General features: G+C 68.0%; 23 protein-coding genes. 8 read left to right on the forward strand and 15 right to left on the reverse strand.

Annotated features, from left to right (window positions below):
• Positions 1-37 precede the first annotated feature (37 nt).
• Genes ftsE through SP5_RS10650 form a run of 4 tightly spaced genes read left to right on the forward strand, consistent with a single transcriptional unit; the run spans position 38 to position 2,912 of the window.
• Positions 38-775: a cell division ATP-binding protein FtsE gene (gene ftsE / locus SP5_RS10635; protein ID WP_042488174.1), complete on the forward strand. Its 738-nt coding sequence runs from the start codon at positions 38-40 to the stop codon at positions 773-775.
• On the forward strand, positions 772-1,671 hold the full coding sequence (locus SP5_RS10640) for a cell division protein FtsX (protein WP_052811502.1): 900 nt from the start codon (positions 772-774) through the stop codon (positions 1,669-1,671). The genes ftsE and SP5_RS10640 overlap by 4 nt, the downstream gene beginning before the upstream one ends.
• Positions 1,672-2,205, forward strand: a complete 534-nt coding sequence (locus SP5_RS10645; protein WP_042488177.1) for a YdcF family protein — start codon at positions 1,672-1,674, stop codon at positions 2,203-2,205.
• On the forward strand, positions 2,202-2,912 hold the full coding sequence (locus SP5_RS10650) for a lysophospholipid acyltransferase family protein (protein WP_157013674.1): 711 nt from the start codon (positions 2,202-2,204) through the stop codon (positions 2,910-2,912). Before SP5_RS10645 ends, SP5_RS10650 begins: the two co-directional genes overlap by 4 nt.
• Positions 2,913-3,008: 96 nt before the next feature.
• Here SP5_RS10650 and SP5_RS10655 read toward each other — a convergent pair whose 3' ends face one another.
• Positions 3,009-3,920 carry a prephenate/arogenate dehydrogenase family protein gene (locus tag SP5_RS10655; protein ID WP_042488180.1) on the reverse strand — a complete coding sequence of 304 codons (912 nt, stop codon included), beginning with the start codon at positions 3,918-3,920 and terminating at the stop codon, positions 3,009-3,011.
• Positions 3,920-5,026: a histidinol-phosphate transaminase gene (hisC, locus tag SP5_RS10660; protein ID WP_042488231.1), complete on the reverse strand. Its 1,107-nt coding sequence runs from the start codon at positions 5,024-5,026 to the stop codon at positions 3,920-3,922. Before hisC ends, SP5_RS10655 begins: the two co-directional genes overlap by 1 nt.
• Positions 5,027-5,090: 64 nt before the next feature.
• Between hisC and metX the strand changes: the two genes are divergently transcribed.
• The 3 genes from metX (at position 5,091) to SP5_RS10675 (ending at position 7,301) form a co-directional block, all read left to right on the forward strand.
• Positions 5,091-6,251 carry a homoserine O-acetyltransferase MetX gene (metX, locus tag SP5_RS10665; RefSeq protein ID WP_042488183.1) on the forward strand — a complete coding sequence of 387 codons (1,161 nt, stop codon included), beginning with the start codon at positions 5,091-5,093 and terminating at the stop codon, positions 6,249-6,251.
• Positions 6,248-6,841: a methionine biosynthesis protein MetW gene (gene metW, locus SP5_RS10670; protein ID WP_042488186.1), complete on the forward strand. Its 594-nt coding sequence runs from the start codon at positions 6,248-6,250 to the stop codon at positions 6,839-6,841. Before metX ends, metW begins: the two co-directional genes overlap by 4 nt.
• 67 nt (positions 6,842-6,908) lie before the next feature.
• Positions 6,909-7,301, forward strand: a complete 393-nt coding sequence (locus tag SP5_RS10675) for a response regulator (RefSeq protein WP_042488189.1) — start codon at positions 6,909-6,911, stop codon at positions 7,299-7,301.
• A 36-nt stretch (positions 7,302-7,337) separates the two neighbouring features.
• Here SP5_RS10675 and SP5_RS10680 read toward each other — a convergent pair whose 3' ends face one another.
• From SP5_RS10680 to SP5_RS10705, 6 genes are all read right to left on the reverse strand, one after another.
• Positions 7,338-8,897, reverse strand: coding sequence for a sensor histidine kinase (locus SP5_RS10680; RefSeq protein ID WP_042488234.1), 1,560 nt, complete (start codon positions 8,895-8,897; stop codon positions 7,338-7,340).
• A gap of 82 nt (positions 8,898-8,979) precedes the next feature.
• Positions 8,980-9,582 (reverse strand): single-stranded DNA-binding protein, encoded by a 603-nt coding sequence (gene ssb / locus SP5_RS10685; protein ID WP_042488192.1) that lies wholly within the window; start codon positions 9,580-9,582, stop codon positions 8,980-8,982.
• 20 nt (positions 9,583-9,602) lie between these two features.
• Positions 9,603-11,462, reverse strand: a complete 1,860-nt coding sequence (gene feoB / locus SP5_RS10690) for a ferrous iron transporter B (protein WP_042488194.1) — start codon at positions 11,460-11,462, stop codon at positions 9,603-9,605.
• A 16-nt stretch (positions 11,463-11,478) separates the two neighbouring features.
• Positions 11,479-11,730: a FeoA family protein gene (locus tag SP5_RS10695; protein ID WP_042488197.1), complete on the reverse strand. Its 252-nt coding sequence runs from the start codon at positions 11,728-11,730 to the stop codon at positions 11,479-11,481.
• Positions 11,731-11,899: 169 nt separating this feature from the next.
• Positions 11,900-12,574, reverse strand: a complete 675-nt coding sequence (locus SP5_RS10700) for a COQ9 family protein (RefSeq protein ID WP_042488238.1) — start codon at positions 12,572-12,574, stop codon at positions 11,900-11,902.
• Between the two features lie 4 nt (positions 12,575-12,578).
• Positions 12,579-13,553: a DMT family transporter gene (locus SP5_RS10705; RefSeq protein WP_042488200.1), complete on the reverse strand. Its 975-nt coding sequence runs from the start codon at positions 13,551-13,553 to the stop codon at positions 12,579-12,581.
• Positions 13,554-13,618: 65 nt separating this feature from the next.
• Between SP5_RS10705 and SP5_RS10710 the strand changes: the two genes are divergently transcribed.
• Complete coding sequence (locus SP5_RS10710) at positions 13,619-14,713, forward strand: alkene reductase (protein WP_042488203.1); 1,095 nt, start codon at positions 13,619-13,621, stop codon at positions 14,711-14,713.
• 202 nt (positions 14,714-14,915) lie between these two features.
• On the opposite strand, the gene SP5_RS10715 is transcribed toward SP5_RS10710, so the two are convergent.
• Genes SP5_RS10715 through SP5_RS10745 form a run of 7 tightly spaced genes read right to left on the reverse strand, consistent with a single transcriptional unit; the run spans position 14,916 to position 19,374 of the window.
• On the reverse strand, positions 14,916-15,365 hold the full coding sequence (locus tag SP5_RS10715) for a hypothetical protein (protein ID WP_042488205.1): 450 nt from the start codon (positions 15,363-15,365) through the stop codon (positions 14,916-14,918).
• Positions 15,362-15,910, reverse strand: a complete 549-nt coding sequence (locus SP5_RS10720) for a GNAT family N-acetyltransferase (RefSeq protein WP_042488207.1) — start codon at positions 15,908-15,910, stop codon at positions 15,362-15,364. Before SP5_RS10720 ends, SP5_RS10715 begins: the two co-directional genes overlap by 4 nt.
• Entirely contained in the window at positions 15,907-16,326 is a 420-nt protein-coding gene (gene ribH / locus SP5_RS10725; RefSeq protein WP_042488209.1) for a 6,7-dimethyl-8-ribityllumazine synthase, read from the reverse strand. Before ribH ends, SP5_RS10720 begins: the two co-directional genes overlap by 4 nt.
• Positions 16,326-17,477, reverse strand: coding sequence for a 3,4-dihydroxy-2-butanone-4-phosphate synthase (gene ribB, locus SP5_RS10730; protein WP_042488211.1), 1,152 nt, complete (start codon positions 17,475-17,477; stop codon positions 16,326-16,328). The genes ribH and ribB overlap by 1 nt, the downstream gene beginning before the upstream one ends.
• Positions 17,467-18,069, reverse strand: coding sequence for a riboflavin synthase (locus tag SP5_RS10735; RefSeq protein ID WP_042488212.1), 603 nt, complete (start codon positions 18,067-18,069; stop codon positions 17,467-17,469). The genes ribB and SP5_RS10735 overlap by 11 nt, the downstream gene beginning before the upstream one ends.
• Position 18,070: 1 nt before the next feature.
• Positions 18,071-19,012, reverse strand: a complete 942-nt coding sequence (gene ribD / locus SP5_RS10740; RefSeq protein WP_042488242.1) for a bifunctional diaminohydroxyphosphoribosylaminopyrimidine deaminase/5-amino-6-(5-phosphoribosylamino)uracil reductase RibD — start codon at positions 19,010-19,012, stop codon at positions 18,071-18,073.
• A gap of 14 nt (positions 19,013-19,026) precedes the next feature.
• Complete coding sequence (locus SP5_RS10745) at positions 19,027-19,374, reverse strand: hypothetical protein (protein WP_042488214.1); 348 nt, start codon at positions 19,372-19,374, stop codon at positions 19,027-19,029.
• Positions 19,375-19,434: the final 60 nt, after the last annotated feature.

The following is a 19,434-nucleotide window of genomic DNA, read 5'->3' on the forward strand; positions in this document are numbered from 1 at the left end:
TGAAGCGCGCGCCCGCCCATGCCAAGGCCATGAAGGCATGGCGAACATCGTCCAGTTCGAGAATGTCGGCCTGCGCTACGGCGTCGGGGAAGAGACCCTGTGCGACGTCAGCTTCACGCTGCGCTCGGGCCAATTCCATTTCCTGACCGGGGCCAGCGGGGCGGGCAAGACCTCGCTGCTGCGCCTGCTCTATCTGTCGCAGCGGCCCAGCCGGGGCATCATCCGGCTGTTCGGCGAGGATGCGGTGATCCTGCCGCGCGACCGCCTGCCCGGGTTCCGGCGGCGGATCGGGGTGGTGTTCCAGGATTTCCGGTTGATCCCGCATCTGTCGGCGGCGGACAATATCGCGCTGCCCCTGCGCGTCGCGGGCATAGCCGAGTCGGAGGTCGCGCGCGCGGTGCGCGAGATGCTGAACTGGATCGGCCTGTCCGAACGGGCGGCCGCACGCCCCGCCACTTTGTCGGGCGGCGAACAGCAGCGGGTGGCGATCGCGCGCGCGGTGATCGCGCGGCCCGAACTGCTGGTCGCGGACGAGCCGACGGGCAATGTCGATCCAGCCATGGCCGAGCGGCTGCTGCACCTGTTCCATTCGCTCCACCGGCTGGGCACCACCGTCGTGATGGCGACGCATGACTGGCACCTGATCGAGCGGGTGCCGGGGGCACATCATCTGCATCTGGAGCGCGGGCGTCTGGTCGATCCCGATCCGCTTCCGCCCGCCTCGCCGCCCCGTGCCGAGGCGAAGCCGTCCACGATCGTGCGGAGCGGCTTGTGAAGCAGGGGCGTAAATCCCGTGCAACCGGCGCGGAGGCGCGGGCGCTGGACGATGGCGGCGGCGCGCATGTCATGAGCTGGGTGATCGCGATCATGCTGTTCCTGACCCTGCTGGCCGGGGCGGCGGGGCTGGCGACCGCGCGCGCCGCCGGAGCGCTCGACCGGCAGATGGCGGGTCGCCTGACCGTGCAGATCGTCGAGGGCGAGGCGCAGCGTCGTGACGCCGCCGCCGCACAGGTGCTGGGGGTATTGCGCGCCCAGCCCGACGTCGCGCTGGCGACGCCGGTGGCGCAGGCGGATCTCGCGCGGATGCTGCAACCCTGGCTGGGCAGCGATGCGGAGGCGGCGGGGCTGCCGGTCCCGGCGCTGATCGACGTCGACCTGACCAGCGACGACGCGGCCGCCATCGCCCGTGTGCGCAAGGCGGTGACGCGGGCCAGCGCGGCGGCGCGGGTCGACGCCCATGCCACCTGGCTGGGGCCGGTCGGGCGGCTGCTCGACACCGCCGCGTGGCTGGCGGGGGCGATCATCCTGCTGATGCTGGTCGCGACCACCGCCGTCGTCATGCTGGCGGCGCGCGCCGGGCTGGAGGCGCATCGCGGCACGATCGAGGTCATCCATATGCTGGGCGCCACCGACCGGCAGGTCGCGCGGCTGTTCCAGCGGCGGATCGCGCTCGACGCGGGGATCGGCGCGGTGGCGGGCGGCGTGATGGCCGGGGCAGCGATCCTGCTGATCGCGGGACAGGTGGGCGCGCTCGATTCGGAATTGCTGGGCGGTATGCGGCTGGGGATGGGGGATATGGCGATGCTGATCGCCTTGCCCTTCGGCTTTGTCGTGCTGGCGGTGGGGGCGGCACGACTGGCGGTGCTGCGCCAGATGCGGCGGATGCTGTAGATGCTGCGGCTGATCGGTCTGGCGGCGCTCGCCTGGTGCCTGGGGTTCGCAGCCTTCATGCTGACCCTGCCGCATCCGCTGGAGAACAATACCACCGATGCGATCGTGGTGCCGACCGGCGGGCCGGGGCGGATCGACCGCGGCATCGCGCTGTTGAAGGCGCATCAGGCCAAGCGGATGCTCGTCACCGGCGTGGCGCCCGGCGTGCGGCCGATCGATCTGGCGCGTACCTATCGCACTTCGCCCGCGTTGTTTTCCTGCTGCATCGATCTGGGCGGCGAGGCGGTGGACACCCGTACCAATGCCGAGGAGACGGTGAACTGGGTACGCCAGCACGGCTATCGCACGGTGCGGCTCGTTACCTCCGACTGGCATCTGCCGCGCGCCAGGATGGAGCTGACCGCCGCGCTCGGCAAACAGGTGCTGGTGCTGGGCGACGGCGTGCCGTCCGAGCCGCGCATCGGCACCCTGGTCAATGAGTATAACAAGCTGATCCTGCGCAGGGTCGCGCTTTGGACGGGGGTTGGCGCGTGATTCTTCTTCGCAACATCGTGTTTGTCGCGATCTTCTATCCGATATCGGCGATCATGGCGCTGCTGTCGCCGCTGGTGGCGGTGGGGGGACGCCATGCGGTGGTCCACTGGGCGACCGGCTGGACGACGTTCCACCGGCTGTGCACCCGCTGGATCCTGGGCATCCGCGTGAAGGTGGAGGGTACGCGGCCGACGACGCCCGCCCTTTATCCGGCCAAGCATCAGGCGATGTTCGAGACGATGGAGCTGCAACGCATCCTGGACGGCCCGGCCATGGTGTTGAAGCGCGAGCTGGCCAACATCCCGGTCTGGGGATGGACGGTCCGCAAATATGGCGCGATCGTCGTCGATCGCTCGGCCTCGGCCAAGGCGATGCGCGGCATGATGCGCGATGCCAAGGTGGCGGTCGACCAGGGGCGGGCGATCATGATCTTCCCCGAAGGCACGCGGGTAAAGCCCGGCGAGACGCCGCCGCTGAAGCCCGGTTTTGCGGGGCTGTACCGGATGCTGAACCTGCCGGTGGTGCCGGTGGCGACCGATTCGGGGCTGGTCTGGCCGCGCAAGGGGCTGAAGCGGCCCGGCGTGGTGACGCTGCGCTTCGGCGAGGTGATCCCGCCCGGCCTGCCGCGCGCGGAAGCGGAGGCGCGGGTCCACGCCGCGATGAACGCGCTGGAATCCTCCCCGGCACGGGGAGGTGTCAGGGCGTAAGCCCTGACGGAGGGGGGGCTTCCACACAGGTCGTCCCTCGCGGTGAACCCCCTCCACCAGCTTCGCTGGTCCCCCTCCCCGTGCCGGGGAGGATCGTCAGCCCTCGTGGTTCCGCCCGAAATCCTCGCGCGCATCGTCCTGGCCCTGGTCGATGATCGAGCGGCGGATGGTGCGGGTGCGGCTGAACAGGTCGAACAGCTCGTCGCCCTTGCCCCAGCGGATCGCGCGTTGCAGCTGGCTCAGATCCTCGGAAAAGCGCTGGAGCATCTCCAGCACCGCCTCCCGATTGGTCAGGAACACGTCGCGCCACATGGTCGGGTCCGACGCGGCGATGCGGGTGAAGTCGCGGAAACCACCGGCGGAATATTTGATGACCTCGGACTGGGTCACTTCCTCCAGGTCGCTGGCGGTGCCGACAATGGTATACGCGATCAGGTGCGGCAAATGGCTGGTGACGGCGAGCACCCGGTCGTGATGGTCGGGGGCCATCAGCTCGACATCCGCGCCCAGCCGCCGCCAGAATTCCGCGACCCGCTCGACCGCCAGCGCGTCCGCGCCTTCGGGGGGTGTGACGATGCACCAGCGCTTCTGGAACAGGGTGGCGAAGCCCGCCTCCGGCCCGCTGCGCTCGGTGCCTGCCACCGGGTGGGCGGGGATGATCGTCGCGCCGGGCAGCGCCTCGGTGAGAGCGGCCAGCACCGAGCCCTTGCAGCTACCCACGTCGGAGACGATGGCGTCACCGGGCAGATCGTCGGCGAACTCGGCGGCGACCGCGCCCATCGCACCGACCGGCACGCACAGGATCACGAAGTCGGCGTCGATCACGCTGGCCCCCGCCGTGTCCGCGACGTCATCGGCCAGGTCGAGCGCGCGCACCGTCTCGCGCACCGCCGGGTCGGCGTCATAGGCGGTGATCCGCGCGGTCGGCATGGCTTTGCGCGTCGCGCGCGCGACCGAGGAGCCGATCAGGCCAATCCCGATGATGGTGATCCGCGCGAAGGGCAGCATTATGCGGCGTCTACCATCTGGCGCAGCGCGGCGATCACGCCCTTCACCTCGTCCTCGGTGCCGATGGTGATGCGCAGGGCGTGGCCCAGCCCCTGGCTCGGCAGCCAGCGGACGATGTAGCCGGCGTCCATCAGCCCATGATAGGCGCGCTCGGCGGTCAGCTGGCCCTCGAACAGGACCAGTGAGAAATTCGCCTTGGACGGCACGCAGCGCAGGCCCGCATTGCCCAGCGACGCGATCTGCTCCTCGAACCAGCCGAGCCACCGGGCATTGTGGGCGCGCGACGCCTCGACAAAGGCGCGGTCGCGGATCGCCGCGATCGCGGCGTTCTGCCCTGCGATGGTGACGTTGAACGGCGCGCGGATGCGGTGGAGCGCGTCGATGATGGGGGCGGCGGCATAGCCCCAGCCGATCCGCTCGGCGGCCAGGCCGTGGATCTTGGAAAAGGTGCGCGACACCAGCACGTTCCCCGCCTGCTCGGCCAGCGCCAGCCCGCCATCATCCTCGCCCGGCTCCAGATATTCGGCATAGGCCTGGTCGAGGACCAGCAGGACATGGGGCGGCAGCCCGGCGTGCAGCCGCGCGATCTCGCTCGCGCCCGCATAGGTGCCGGTGGGGTTGTTGGGGTTGGCGACGAAGACGACCTTCGTCTTGTCCGTCACGGCGGCCAGGATCGCGTCGACATCGGTGGCATAGTCGTGATCGGCGACCACCACCGGCTCCGCGCCGACGCGCCGCGTCGCGATCTCATAGACCGCAAAGCCGTAGCGGACATGGATGATCTCATCCCCCGGCCCCGCGAACGCGCCTGCCGCCAGATGCAGGATCTCGTCCGAGCCGGTGCCATAGATGATCCGCGCCGGGTCGAGACCATGCACCGCGCCGATCGCCTCGCGCAGCGCGGTCGCGCCCGCATCGGGATAACGCTCCAGATGCGCGGCGGCGGCGGCGAAGGCGGCACGTGCCTTTTCGCTGGTGCCCAGCGGATTCTCATTGGCCGACAATTTGATGACCTTGCGCCCGTCATCGGTCGTCGCGCGGCCGGGGACGTAGGGCGCGATGGCCTGGACCCAGGAGATCGGTTCGGGAGCTTTACGGTCGGTCATGGCATCCGCCATAGCGGCCTCGCCCTTGCGTTGCCAAGCATCGCGGCCTAGCGGATATTCCTCCATGGCCGCTTCCGTTTCCACGCAAACCCTTGGCGACGACCAGCGTTTCGGTCTGTCGCGCCATGTCGTGCTGCCCGGACCGCTTCGGCTGGACGGTGGTGGCCTGCTGTCCCCGGTCGAGATCGGGTACGAGACCTATGGCACGCTGAACGCCGATGGCTCCAATGCCATCCTGATCTGTCACGCGCTGACCGGCGACCAGCATGTCGCCTCGCCCCATCCGCGGACGGCCAAGCCCGGTTGGTGGACGCGCCTGGTGGGGGAGGGCAAGCCGATCGATCCGGCGCGGCATTTCATCATCTGCTCGAACGTCATCGGCAGCTGCATGGGATCGTCCGGCCCCGCGACCATCGACCCCTCGACCGGCGAACCCTGGGCGATGCGCTTTCCGGTCATCACCATCCGCGACATGGTGCGCGCGCAAGCCATGCTGCTCGACCATCTGGGCGTCGGCCAGCTGAAGGCGGTGGTCGGCGGATCGATGGGCGGGATGCAGGCGATCAGCTGGGCCGCGACCTTCCCCGAACGGGTGCGCGCCTGCGTCATGGTGGCGTCGACCGCGCGGCATTCGGCGCAGAACATCGCGTTCCACGAGGTCGGGCGGCAGGCGATCATGGCCGACCCGAAATGGCGCGGCGGCGCCTATTACGAGGCGAACGATCCCCCCGCCGCGGGCCTCGCGGTCGCGCGGATGGCGGCGCATATCACCTATCTGTCCGAGGCTGGGCTGACCGAGAAGTTCGGGCGGCGGCTGCAGGCGCGGCCCGACCGGCCGGACGGCGCCAAAAGCTTCGGCTTCGATGCCGATTTCCAGGTGGAGAGCTATCTCCGGCACCAGGGATTGAGCTTCGTCGACCGGTTCGACGCCAACTCGTACCTCTACATCACCCGCGCACTCGATTATTTCGATCTGGCCGAGGAGCATGGCGGGCTGCTCGCCAATGCCTTCCGGGGCACGAAGACCCGTTTCTGCATCGTCAGCTTCGACACCGACTGGCTCTATCGCACCGCCGAGTCGCGTGCCGTGGTCCAGGCGCTGAACGCGGCGGGCGCGGCGGCGAGCTTTGTCGAGCTGTCCAGCCCCTATGGCCACGACGCCTTCCTGCTGGAGGCGCCCGAGATGAATCGGGTGATCGACGGCTTTCTGCGGGCCGAGCCATGAGCGAGGCGCTACGCCCCGACCTGGCGATCATCGCGCGGCATGTCGCGCGGGGCGCGCGCGTCCTCGACGTCGGCTGCGGCGACGGGCAGCTGATGGCGGCGCTGCGCGACGAGGCGGGGGTGGATGCGCGCGGGCTGGAGATCGATCCGGCCAATGTCGCCTCGGCAGTGGGGCGCGGGCTGGCGGTGGTGCAGGGCGATGCCGATGTCGACCTGGCGGGCTATCCCGACAAGGGGTTCGACTATGCGATCCTCAGCCAGACATTGCAGACCGCGCGCGCTCCTGACCAGGTGCTCGACCATCTGCTGCGCATCGGGAACCGCGCCTTCGTCTCCTTTCCGAATTTCGCGCATTGGCGGGTGCGGATGTCGCTGCTGTGGGGCGGGCGGATGCCGGTGACGCCGCTGCTGCCCGAACAATGGTATGACACGCCCAATATCCATCATGTGACGATCGACGATTTCCGCGCCTTCGTCCGCCAGCGGCGGATCACGGTGGAGGGCAGCTGGTTCCTGTCGCGCGGACGACCGACCAGCGCGGCGGCGGCCAACTTCCGGGCCGAACACGCCGTGTTTTTGTTGCGTCGGTGAAATGATGACAATAGCGGAACTTTATCTGGATCAAGAGTGTTGACCCGGAAAGTGACGGGAATTTGACATGAGCCAAACCGCCCTGATCGTGGAAGACGAGATTTTCGTGGCCCTCGATCTGGAGCGCATTCTGACCGACGCCGGCTATAAGGTGGCCGGAATTGCGGCAGACAGCCGCTCCGCGATGGAATGCGCACCGGGCTGCACCTTCGCCTTTGTCGACGTCAACCTGCGCGACGGCGCGACAGGGCCGGAAATCGCGCGTCGCATCGCCGAGGATTACGGCGTCAAGATCGTGTTCGTCACCGCCAATCCGTCACAGATCGATACCGGCATCGAGGCGCTGGGCTATATCCGTAAGCCGTTCAGCGAACGTGCCATCCTCGCGGCCGCCGCACTGGCGACGGGGGCCGGACAGGCCGCGTCGGAAGACGTCATCCCCCTGGGCATCGCCCTGTAATTCATGAGCTGGCGCCGCCCGCGCCAGCAAGCCTTGTCACCGGCAGGGTCCCGTGCCCGGCGGACGGCTGAACGCCGCCAGCGGCACCTCGATCGTCACGACCAGACCGTCCCGCTGCCAGTCGCGGCGAACCTTTCCGCCCAATTGGCGGACCGCCGACAGTTCGACCAGTTGCGAACCGAAGCCGCTATGATCCGGCGTCGCCTCCAGCTTCGGCCCGCCTTTCTCCTGCCAGAAAAGCTTCACCATCTCGCTATCGGCGCGGTGGACGGCCAGTTCGACATGGCCGGTCGGGATCGATAGCGCGCCATATTTGGCGGCATTGGTCGCCAGTTCGTGGAACAGCAGCGCCAGCGGCGTCGCCGAACGGTCGTCGACCGGTACGTCGTCGCCGATGACCTGGATGCGCGCGCCATCTTGGTTGCCGCGATAGGGCTCGAACAGGTCGCCGAGCAGACCGTGCAGCGAATCCTGCCGCGCCTTGGGACGGGACTGGGGGCTGTGCGGGCGGACGAAGTCATGGGCGCGGCCCAGCGCGGTGATCCGGTCGCGCAGGTCGCTGGCGATACCGCCAAAGCCCGGATGGCTGCGCGCGGCAAAGGCGATCAGGCCGGAGATCACCGCAAAGATGTTCTTGATCCGGTGGCTCAGCTCCTGGCTGACGATCTCACGCTCTTCCAGCGCCAGCTTCTGCTCGTGGATATCGGTGCAGGTGCCGAACCAGCGGGTGATGTTTCCCTCGGCATCGCGGATCGGCAGCGCGCGGCCCAGCACCCAGCGATAGGTGCCGTCGCGGTGCCGCAGCCGATATTCGATCTGATAGGGCTCGCCGGTCGCCAGGCTGTGCCGCCACCGTGCCCAGGCCCGATCCTGGTCGTCGGCATGGAACATCCCGTTCCAGCCTTCGCCATCGGTCGAGCCGTCGGGCATGCCGGTGAAGTCATACCAGCGGGCGTTGTAATAGTCGTGAAAGCCGTCGGGCAGCGTCGACCAGACCATTTGCGGCATGGTGTCGGCCAGGGTGCGGAACCGCTGCTCGCTGTCGGCGACGCGCGCCTCTGAGGCCTCGACCGCCTGCTCATGCTCACGCCGGACGCGGCGGTCCTGCAAGCGTCCCATGACGGCGGTGGCCAGCACCTCCAGCCCGCGCCGCTGGAACGCGGTCAGCCCCTCGGACCGGGGTTCCGGCGAGATGACGCAGATCGCGCCCAGCGGAACGCCCTCGCGCGAAAGCAGCCGGGCACCCGCATAGAAGCGGATATGCGGCGGGCCCTTGACCAGCGAATAATCGGCAAAGCGTACATCGCGGCGCGCGTCGGGAACGACCATCGTCTCGGCACGCCCGACCATCACATGCGCGCAAAAGGAGGTATCGCGCGGCGTCTGATCGGCGTCGATGCCGATCGTCGCCAGGAATTGCTGGGTTTCCTCCTCCACCACGCTGACCAGCGCGATCGGGGTGCCGCACAATTCGGAGGCGAAGGCCGCCAGATCGTCGAGCTGGCCGCTGTCGCGATAGCCCGCCAGATCATAGGCGCGGATGACGGCGGCGCGGTCGGCCTTGCTCGTGGACGCGGGCGCGGGGGTGTCCGCCATGCCTACGCCCACGTCGTGACAGGTCGTCGCATCGTCTTCCGGCGTCTTGTCCATCTCCGCCCCTTGGGGAAACCGTGTCCGATCAGAACGGAACGTCGTCGTCCAGATCGTCGGCGAAGCCGCCGCCCTGTCCGAACCCGCCACGATTGCCGCCGTTCCCGCTCTGGCTCGCGCCGCCCGAATTACCCGAGCCGCCGCGCGCTCCGCCGCCATAGCCGCCGCCCGAAGACCCGCCGCCAAAACCGCTCGACCCGCCACCGAAGTCACCGCCACCGAAATCGTCACCGCCGCCAAAGTCGCTGCCGCCGCGGCCGCCGCCGCCCTGACCGCCGCCGGGACCGTCGAGCATGGTCAGCACCGAGTTGAAGCCCTGCAGCGTCACCTCGGTCGAGTAACGGTCGTTACCCTGCTGGTCCTGCCACTTGCGGGTGGTCAGCGCGCCTTCGATATAGACCTTGGAACCCTTGCGCAGGAAACGCTCGGCGACATTGGCGAGACCCTCGTTGAAGATCTTGACCGTGTGCCACTCGGTCTTTTCCTTGCGCTCTCCGCTGTTGCGGTCCTTCCACGATTCGGACGTGGCGATGCGAAGCTCGACCACCTTGCCGCCATTCTGGAAGGAGCGGCTCTCGGGATCGCGTCCCAGATTGCCGACGAGAATCACCTTGTTGACGCTGCCCGCCATGTATCAGTCCTGTATCTTGCCTAGAGGCCGGCGAATACGGCCAGCCAATATGTGATACCCGCCATGACATAGGCGGTCACGAAAAGGTAGCCCACCATGAAGGCCGGCCACTTCCAGCCGTTGGTTTCCCTGCGCGTCACCGCGATGGTCGAGATGCACTGCGGCGCGAAGACGAACCACATCAGAAAGGCGAGCGCGGTCGGCAGCGACCAGTTGCGCTTCAGCTTGTCGGTCATCGCCTTCTGCCCGCCCTCATGCTCGGTATCGTCGATGGCATAGACGGTGCCGATCGCCGCGACCGCCACCTCGCGCGCCGCCATGGCGGGGACGAGGGCCAGCGCGATGTCGCGGTTGAAGCCGATCGGGCGCACCACGACCTCGATCCCGCTCGCGATGCGGCCCGCGATGGAATAATTGACCGGCGAGATGCCCGATCCTTCCGGCGGCTTGGGGAAGGACAGCAGCGCCCATAATATGACGGTGGTCAGCGCGATGGTGGTCCCGGCGCGCTTCAGGAAGATCAGCGCCCGGCTCCACAGGCCCAGCACCACGTCGCGAATCTGCGGCCACTGATATTTCGGCATCTCCATCATGAAGCCCGACGACGCGCCCTTGGTGACGGTCCGGCGGAGCAGCAGCGCGGCGACGAACGCGCCGACGATGCCCATCAGATAGAGGCCGAGCAGCACCAGCCCTTGCAGGCCCACGAACGGCAGCACCTGCCGCTCGGGAATGAAGGCGCCGATGATGATGGTATAGACCGGCAGCCGCGCCGAACAGGTCATCAGCGGCGCGATCAGGATCGTGGTCAGCCGGTCCTTCTCGTCATCGATCGTCCGGGTCGCCATGATGCCCGGCACGGCGCAGGCGAAGGAGGAGAGCAGCGGGATGAAGGCGCGTCCCGACAGCCCGACCTGCGCCATCAGCCGGTCCATCAGGAAGGCGGCACGGACCATATAGCCGGTCGCCTCCAGCACCAGGATGAACAGGAACAGGATCAGGATCTGCGGCAGGAAGACGAGGACCGCGCCGACACCGGCGATCAGGCCGTCGGTGATGAGGCTGCGGAACCAGCCCTCGGGCAGCGTGGCACCCACCTGCGCCTCCAGCCAGACAAAGCCCTGCTCGATCCAGCTTATGGGGGCTTCCGACCAGGAAAAGACTGCCTGGAACATGATGAAGAGCAGCCCGACCAGCAGGATCGGCCCGAAAATGGGATGCAGCGCGACCGAGTCGAGCATGTGCGTCCAGCGGCGCGTCGGCGTCTCGGCCACGGTCGCGCTTGCGGCGATCTGGCGCGCGCGGCGTTGCAACGTGACGATGTCGTCGATCCGGTCGGCGGCGGCGACGGGCTGGCTATGGCCTTCGCTGACCAGCCGGTCGATCTCGGCCTTCAGCGTATCCAGTCCGCGACGGCGGACGGCGACGGTCGGGATCACCGTCACGCCCAGTTCGCGCGCCAGGATATCGGCGTCGAGCGTCAGCCCGTCACGCTCGGCCAGGTCGACCATGTTGAGCGCGACCACGACCGGCAGGCCCAGCGCGATCAGCTGCAGCGTGAAGCGCAAGTGATTGTCGAGATTGGCGGCGTCCACCACGACGACCAGCGCGTCGGGGCGGCGCTCGCCCGCCTGCGACCCCATCACGACGTTGCGCGTGACCTGTTCGTCCAGGCTGCCGGGATCGAGGCTATAGGCGCCGGGCAGGTCGACCAGCTCGACCGGGCGACCATCGTCCAGCACGAGTCGGCCCGAATGGCGCTCGACGGTGACGCCGGGATAATTGCCGACCTTCTGGCGCGCGCCGGTGAGCGCGTTGAACAGGGCGCTTTTGCCGGCATTGGGATTGCCGACGAGCGCAACCAGCGGTGCGGCGTTCATTACGTTCGGTTGGACCTCATGCGCCGGTCGCGACCCGGATCGAGGCGGCGACCCGGCGACGCAGCGCCACGGTCATCCGGCCGATCCGGCAGGCGATCGGCCCGCCGCCCAGCGTCGCGCGGTGCAGCACCTCGACACCGACGCCCTCGTCGAAACCCAGTTCGCGCAGACGGCGCGCCTCGGGCAGCGCCAGCTGGGTCCAGTCGATCGCGGCCACGGTCGCCGGTTGCCGCCGGGGAAGGGTTTCGAGACTGCTGAGCATCGCCATGCGGACTACATAACGCCGGTGCGATTGATTATCAATTACCTGTTGATGAAATGGGTGTGGGGGTTCGGAGCGTGGGCTTCGACTTCGCTCAGCCTGAACGGGGTTTGGTGTCCAGCCCATTCCCCGACCTCCGCTCAGCCTGAGCGAAGTCGAAGGCCAAGGGAATCCCTCAAACCGCCGGATATCGCAGCCGCCCGATGAACCGCGACAGGCTGGGCATATTCTCGCCCCGCTTGGCCATGCCTGCCTTCCACTTCTCGAACCGCATGATCCCCTCGATCCGTCGCGCCAGGAACGCGCGGGTATCGGCGTGATCCTCGCTCTCGTCGTTCAGGAACACCGCGATGGTCGATCCATAGACCGCGAACAGCGTCGCCCGCTTGGTATAGTGGTTGTAATCGGTCGCGGTATCGCCCGCCTGCGCCCAGATCGTATCGACCGTGCGCCAGCCGAGTCGCGCGCCGCTGGTGGCGTTTTGCGGCAGGGCGAGGATGGTCAGCGCGCGGCGCAGCGCCTCGCGATTCGGGGCGACGGCGGCCAGCCGTGCCTCGACCAGTGCCGTGATGCGCTGGCGGATCTTCATCTGCGCGGCCTGTTCGGCGGGCACGGCCTCGACCATCGCCTGGTCGATCGACGCGAACCAGGCATCGATCATCGCGACCGGGCCGTCCTTGAAGGCGAGTCGCGCAATGTCGCGGTCGACGCCCGCCGCATCCGCCGCCATGTCGCGGGCATCGTCGCCCCAGCCGTCGAACGCGGCATTGGACGCGATGCCGTCCGCCAGCAGGGCGCGCACCTCGTCGAGAGTCAGGTCCTGAACATCGGTCATGGCAGCCTCGGTCATCATATTACCCGTCGTCCCTGTCGTTCGGCTTGGCAACCGCCCTACTCGTCGATCCGCGCCGGACCAGCACCAGCGCGGCGGCGACCATCGCGACGCCGGCCCAGTCGGGCAGCGCCAGTGTCTCGCCATAGACCACCCAGCCGATCGCCGTCGCCACGATCGGCTGTACCAGCAGCGCGACCCCGACGACCAGCGGGCTGAGCAGCCCCAACGCATAGATCATCAACCCCTGGCCGACGATCTGGCTCCCCAGCGCCAGCAGCAGCAGAGGGGTCCAGTGTCCGGGCCATATCCGCTCGCCCAGCGCCAGCGCAAAGAGGAACAGCGGTGCGATGCTGGCGGCCGTCGACCAGGCGAGCGCGGGGATCGGCGGCATCGCGATCCGCACCCGCGCCATCAGGATGAAGTAGAGCGCATAGAGCACGCCCGCCAGTACGCACATCAGGTCGCCGACCAGATGGCGCGGATCGACCTGATAGCTTCGCCCCATCAACAGCCCCGCGCCCAGCGCCGCCAGGAGCAGCGCCAGCCCCTGCACCCGCGACGGCCAGGCGCGGGCCGCGAGAAAGCCATAGAGCGGAAAGATGAAGGTCGCTGAATTGCCGAACAGCGTGGCATTGGCCATCGTCGTCTGGCGGATGCCGATATGCCAGGCGCCCAGATCCCCGGCAAAGGCGATCCCGCCGACCAGCAACAGCATCCACAATCCAGCTTGGGTCCCACTCGGTGCCCGTGGCCGCGCGCGACCCAGCCATGCGACCAGCGCCAGCATGGGGGCGGCCAGCGTGATCCGCCAAAAGGCCGAGGCGACCGGCCCGGTATCGGCCATGCGCACGAACAGCGGACCAAAGGCGAGCGCGACATTGGCCAGGATGACCGCAGCGAAGGCGAGCGGCGGCGTCGCCTTGGGGCCGCCCCGGTCCGACAGACCATCGCTTTGCGTCTGTTCACTTTTTCTTGGGGGGTGAGACACGGGCATCGGGTCCCTTAACGCCCTATCTGCGTTGCGTCAGGCCGGAAAGGCCGCAAAAGGATTGCATTTTGATGCCAAAACTCTTCGACCCCATCGATCTCGGGGCGATCCACGCCCCCAACCGTATCCTCATGGCGCCGCTGACCCGCGCCCGTGCCACGCGTGAGGCGGTGCCGACACCGATCATGGCGCAATATTATGCCCAGCGTGCCAGCGCGGGCCTGATCATCTCCGAAGCCACCGGCATCAGCCGCGAAGGGCTGGGCTGGCCCTATGCGCCGGGCCTGTGGACCGACGAGCAGGTCGAAGGGTGGAAGCCGGTGACCGAGGCGGTACACAAGGCGGGCGGCCGGATCGTCGCGCAGCTCTGGCACATGGGCCGCCAGGTCCACAGCTCGGTCACGGGGATGCAGCCGGTGTCGTCCTCGGCCACCCGTACCGAGGGGCAGGCGCATACCTTCGAGGGCAAGAAGGATTTCGAGACGGCGCGCCCGCTCGAACTCTCCGAAATCCCGCGCCTGTTGGACGACTATGAACTGGCGACGCGCAACGCGATGGCCGCCGGGTTCGACGGGGTGCAGATCCATGCCGCCAACGGCTATCTGATCGACGAATTCCTGCGCGACGGGGCGAACCATCGCGAGGACGAATATGGCGGCTCGCCGGAAAACCGCATCCGCCTGCTCCGTGAAATCACCGAGCGGGTGATTTCGGTCGCGGGCAAGGAGCGCGTGGCCGTACGCCTCTCGCCCAATGGCGACAGCCAGGGCGTGGATGACAGCGATCCCGCCTCGGTCTTCGTGCCCGCCGCCAGGATGCTGTCGGACCTGGGCATCGCCTTCCTCGAACTGCGCGAACTGGGGCCGGACGGCACCTATGGCGCAAGCGACGTGCCCAAGCTGTCGCCGCAGATCCGCGAGGTGTTCCAGGGGCCGCTGATCCTCAACAGCGACTATGACAGCCGCGAAAAGGCGCAGGCCGCGATCGACTCGGGTGTCGCCGACGGCATCGCGTTCGGCCGGACCTTTCTGGCGAATCCCGATCTCCCTGAGCGGCTGCGCACCGATGCGCCGCTCAACGAGAGCGACATGAAGACCTGGTACAGCCAGGGGCCGGAGGGGTATATCGACTACCCTACGCTCGACGAGGCCGCGCGGTCGGCGTGAGGGGGGAGGGAGCGGGGAATTCTCTCCGCTCCCAATCACCCCGGCGGCCGCCGGGGTGATGCCAGTTGAAGTGCATTCCACTCCACCGTTCAGCCTGAGCGAAGTCGAAGGCCAAGGGAAACCTTGGCGGCCATCGCAGAACATACGCTTCGACTTCGCTCAGCGTGAACGGAGGGCGGGGAGCGGAAACCCGGCGGCTACCCTATGGCCGTGCTTCGAACCGATCGATCTGCTCCGTCGCCCAGCGGCGCACGAAACCCCGAATTTTCGGATTGGCCAGCGCCAGCGGCACTGCGAAGAGCGGCGGGAATATGATCGCCAGTATGACCGCCACGATCAGCCCGGCGGCAACGAAGATCATGGTCTGCATCCCCTGCTCCCCCAGGACGAAGGTGCGTGGCGCTTTGGCGTCGTAAAGACGGCTGGTCGTCCAGGTGCCGGGCGTCTTGGCGCCCATCTTCTCCGACAGCTTCTTCGAGGCCCATTGGTCGAGGCCGGCGCCTTTCACCGGCGCAAGGGGTTTGGCGGGCGATTTTGTCGGCTCCGGTTTGGCCGAGATCGTCGCCTCAGACTTAACCGCCTGGGTGTCGATCACCTCCAGCCGCCGACCCCGCTCGACGACGCGAAAGCGGCTGGGCGGCATGTCGGTCATTGCGGGCGCATTCCGCGCCGGGCACGCCACTGCTCGGCACTCTGGCCCCAGGCATCGACGCGGAAGCTCTCGAGCGGCGCGGGCAGGCTTACCGGCCCTTCGTTCACCGCACCCAGCCGCTGCGCCAGCTTGATCGAGCCTATATTGTCCGGGTCGATGGTGTGTATGACATGATCCCAGCCCAGCACGTCGACCGCATAGTCCATCGCCGCCACCGCCGCTTCATGGGCATAGCCGCGCCCGGCGAATGCGCGCGCCACGCCCCAGCCGACCTCGCGCCCCGGCCACCCCTCGGGCTGCCACGGGCCGATGCGGCCGACCCAGCGGCCGGTATCGCGTTCGATCACCGAGAACATGGCGAAACCGCGCACGCTCCACGCGCCGACCATGGTGCAAAGGTTGCGCCACGCCGCCCCGCGCGCCTGCACGCCGCCCAGGAAGCGCATCGTGTCCTCTTCGGCGTGGAACGCCGCCCAGGCCTCGAAATCCTCCGCCGAGGGAAGCCGCAAGGTCAACCGCTCGGTCTGGAGGACCGGGCTTGTCACCCGAACCGGCCCTTCAGCGCCAGCATGGCGAGCGCCGCCTTGGCCGCCTCGCCGCCCTTGTTCTTTTCGTCGGGCTTGGCGCGGGTCAGGGCCTGCGCCTCGTTCTCGGTGGTGATGATGCCGTTGCCGATGGGCAGCCCGTCCATGGTCAGCGCCATCAGCCCGCGCGCGCTTTCGTTCGAGACGATCTCAAAATGATAGGTCTCGCCGCGGATCACCACGCCGATCGCGACGAACGCGTCGTAGCGCCCCGTATCCGCCGCCATCGCCACCGCGCCGGGGATTTCCAACGCGCCGGGGACGGTAATCGTCTCATGGCTGTGGCCCGCTTCCTCGATCGCGGCGCGCGCGCCCGCCAGCAGCAGGTCGTTCAGATGCTCGTAGAAGCGCGCCTCGACGATCAACACATGCGCCATCAGGCGTCTCCCTCAGCATTTTCGATACGACGTTCGCCGACGATCGACAGGCCATAGCCGTCGAGGCCGATCAGCGTGTGATGAGTGTTGGTCAGCAGCACCATGTCCTGCACGCCCAGTTCGGCCAGGATCATCGCGCCGACGCCGTAATCGCGCAGTTCCTCCATATCAATCTGCACCTCTTCGCCCGCTTTCAGGCGAACGGCGGTGGTGAAGGCGTCGGTGCGCGGGCGGTTGATGACGACGATCACGCCTGAGCCTTCCTCGGCGATCATCCGCATCGACTTGGCGAGCAAAGCGCCACGCGCGCCCGCTTCGCCGAACACGTCGGCAAAGGGCGACAGCGCGTGCATCCGCACCAGCACCGGCTGGTCGGTGTCGAGCTTGCCCTTGACCAGCGCCACCTGTTCGGTGCCCGTCGCCTTGTTGCGATAGGCGCGCGCGGTCCAGGTGCCGCCCCATTCGCTTTCGAAGGTGGCTTCGGACTGCAACTCGACCAGATGGTCGTAGCGGCGGCGATAGGCGATCAGGTCGCGGATCGTGCCGATCTTCAGATTGTGGAGCTGCGCGAAGGACACCAGGTCGTCCATCCGCGCCATCGTGCCGTCCTCGTTCATGATCTCGCAGATCACGCCCGAGGGGTTGAGGCCCGCCAGCCGCGCGACGTCGACCGCCGCCTCGGTGTGCCCTGCGCGCACCAGCACGCCGCCGTCGCGCGCGACCAGCGGGAAGACATGGCCCGGCGTCACCAGCGAGTCGGGACCCTGCGACGCGTCGATCGCGACGGCGATGGTCCGCGCCCGGTCGGCGGCGGAAATGCCGGTGGTCACACCCTCGCGCGCCTCGATCGAGATGGTGAAGGCGGTTTCGTGCCGCGTCCCGTTCTTCGGGCTCATCAGCGGCAGGCCGAGCGTGTCGACCCGCTCGCGCGTCATGGCGAGGCAGATCAGCCCGCGTCCGTGCCGTGCCATGAAGTTGACCTTTTCCGGCGTCGCCATCTGCGCCGGAATGACCAGATCGCCCTCATTCTCGCGGTCCTCGTCATCGACCAGGATGAACATGCGGCCGTTGCGCGCCTCGTCGATGATCTCTTCGGGGCTGGAGAGAAACCCGCGCCGCAGACCGGCCAGGGCGTCGGGATTAGCGGCCACGATAATGCTCCATGCGCTGCAGGTAACGGGCGAGCACGTCGATCTCGATATTGACGCGCTGGCCCGCCGCAATGCCGCCCAGCGTGGTGACGGCGGCGGTGTGGGGAATGATGTTCAGGCCGAAGACGGTGCCGGTTTCGGTGTCCTCGACGCTGTTGACGGTCAGTGAGACGCCGTCGACCGTCACCGACCCCTTGGTTGCCATGAAGGGGGCGAGGTCGGCAGGCACGCCAACGAAGACGCGGTGCGATCCGCCTTCCTCGGCCACCGACACGACATGGCCGACGCCGTCGACATGGCCGGTGACGATATGGCCGCCCAGCTCGTCGCCCAGCTTCATCGCGCGTTCCAGGTTCAGCCGCTGGCCGCTCGTCCACTGGTCGGCGGTGCGCCCGATCGTCTCGGCCGAGACATCGACCGCGAACCAGTCGGGTCCCTTCTCGACCACGGTCAGGCAGACGCCCGAACAGGCGATCGACGCGCCCAGGTCGATGGTGCCTGTATCATAGGCGGTGGCGATGACGACTCGCGTGTCGCCGCGCGTTTCCACGGCGGTGACGGAGCCGATGTCGGTGACGATCCCGGTAAACATATCAGTCGCGCTCGTAGACCTCCAACCGGTCGCTGCCAAGCATCCGTGAATCGGCCAGCCGCCAGCGGCCATGCGCCTCGGCCAGGCGGCTGAGGCCGATATCGCCCAGCGCCGCGCGCCCCTGACCGATCAGGATGGGCGCGCGATAGAGGAGCAGCCGGTCAACCCGATCCCCGGCCAGGAAGGCGGAGGCGGTCTGTGCCCCCCCCTCGACCATCAGCCGGTCGACGCCCGCCAGATCGGCGATGGCGGCGGGGGAGTGGATGGTTTCCCAGCCCGCCTCGGGCGTGCGCGAAAGCAGGATACGGCGTGGGCTGTGCGACTCGAGGCCGGGCAGGCGGACATCCAGCGTGGGCGAATCCGCTTCCAGCGTGCCGCGCCCGACGAGGATCGCTTCGTGGCGGCTGCGCTCCAAATGGGTATGGGCGCGGGCTTCCGGCCCGGTGATCCAGCGGCTCTCACCATCGGGACGGGCGATCTTCCCGTCGAGCGAGGTGGCAAGTTTCAGCGTGACGAAGGGGCGACCCTTCGCCCGGCGGGTCAGGAAGCCCGCGATCATCGCGCGTGCTTCGGCCTCGCGCACGCCGGTCGTGACCATAATCCCGGCGGCGCGGGCGCGGGCGAAGCCTGCGCCATCGGTGCGCGGATCGGGATCGCCCATCGCCGCGACGATCCGCGCGACCCGGTGGGCGATCAACAGGTCGGTGCAGGCAGGGCCGCGAGTCGAGACATGCGCGCACGGTTCCAGCGTGACATAGGCGGTGGCACCGCGCGCCGCCTCGCCCGCCTCGGCCAGCGCCATCGCCTCCGCATGGGGACGGCCACCGACCTGAGTCCAGCCGCGCCCGACCACGCGATCGTCGCGGACCAGCACGCATCCGACATTGGGATTGGGCGCGGTCCGCCCGACGCCGCGATCCGCCAGCGCCAGTGCCGCCCCCATCCAGCGACGATCGATCAGATGCCCCACTTGCTCAGCGCATCGTCGACCTTCTTAAATTCGGCCTGCCGCTGATCCTTGGCGGCCTTTTCCTCGGCCAGCCGCTGCTTCTTCTTCACATAATCGATCTTCTGCTGCGCCAGGATCTCCGCCTCGCTGCGGTCGGCGCGCCACTGTTCGACATAGATGATGTCGGGCTTGTACGGCACCGGCACATAATCGTCGCGCGCAAAGGCATAGATGAAGAAGCCGGTGATCCCGACCGCGATCATCAGGAAGACCAGCTCATAGGGCTGGCGCTGCGACAGGAAGAGCCGCAGGTCGCGGATCGCGCGGACGGGGGAGAAGCGGCCGAAGAACGACATGAGGGGGAATGTAGGGGGTGTGGGCTTGGGGCGCTAGTGGGGTGTTGGTCTCGGTGAGAC

Source organism: Sphingomonas parapaucimobilis NBRC 15100 (genome assembly GCF_000787715.1).
GTDB lineage: Bacteria > Pseudomonadota > Alphaproteobacteria > Sphingomonadales > Sphingomonadaceae > Sphingomonas > Sphingomonas parapaucimobilis.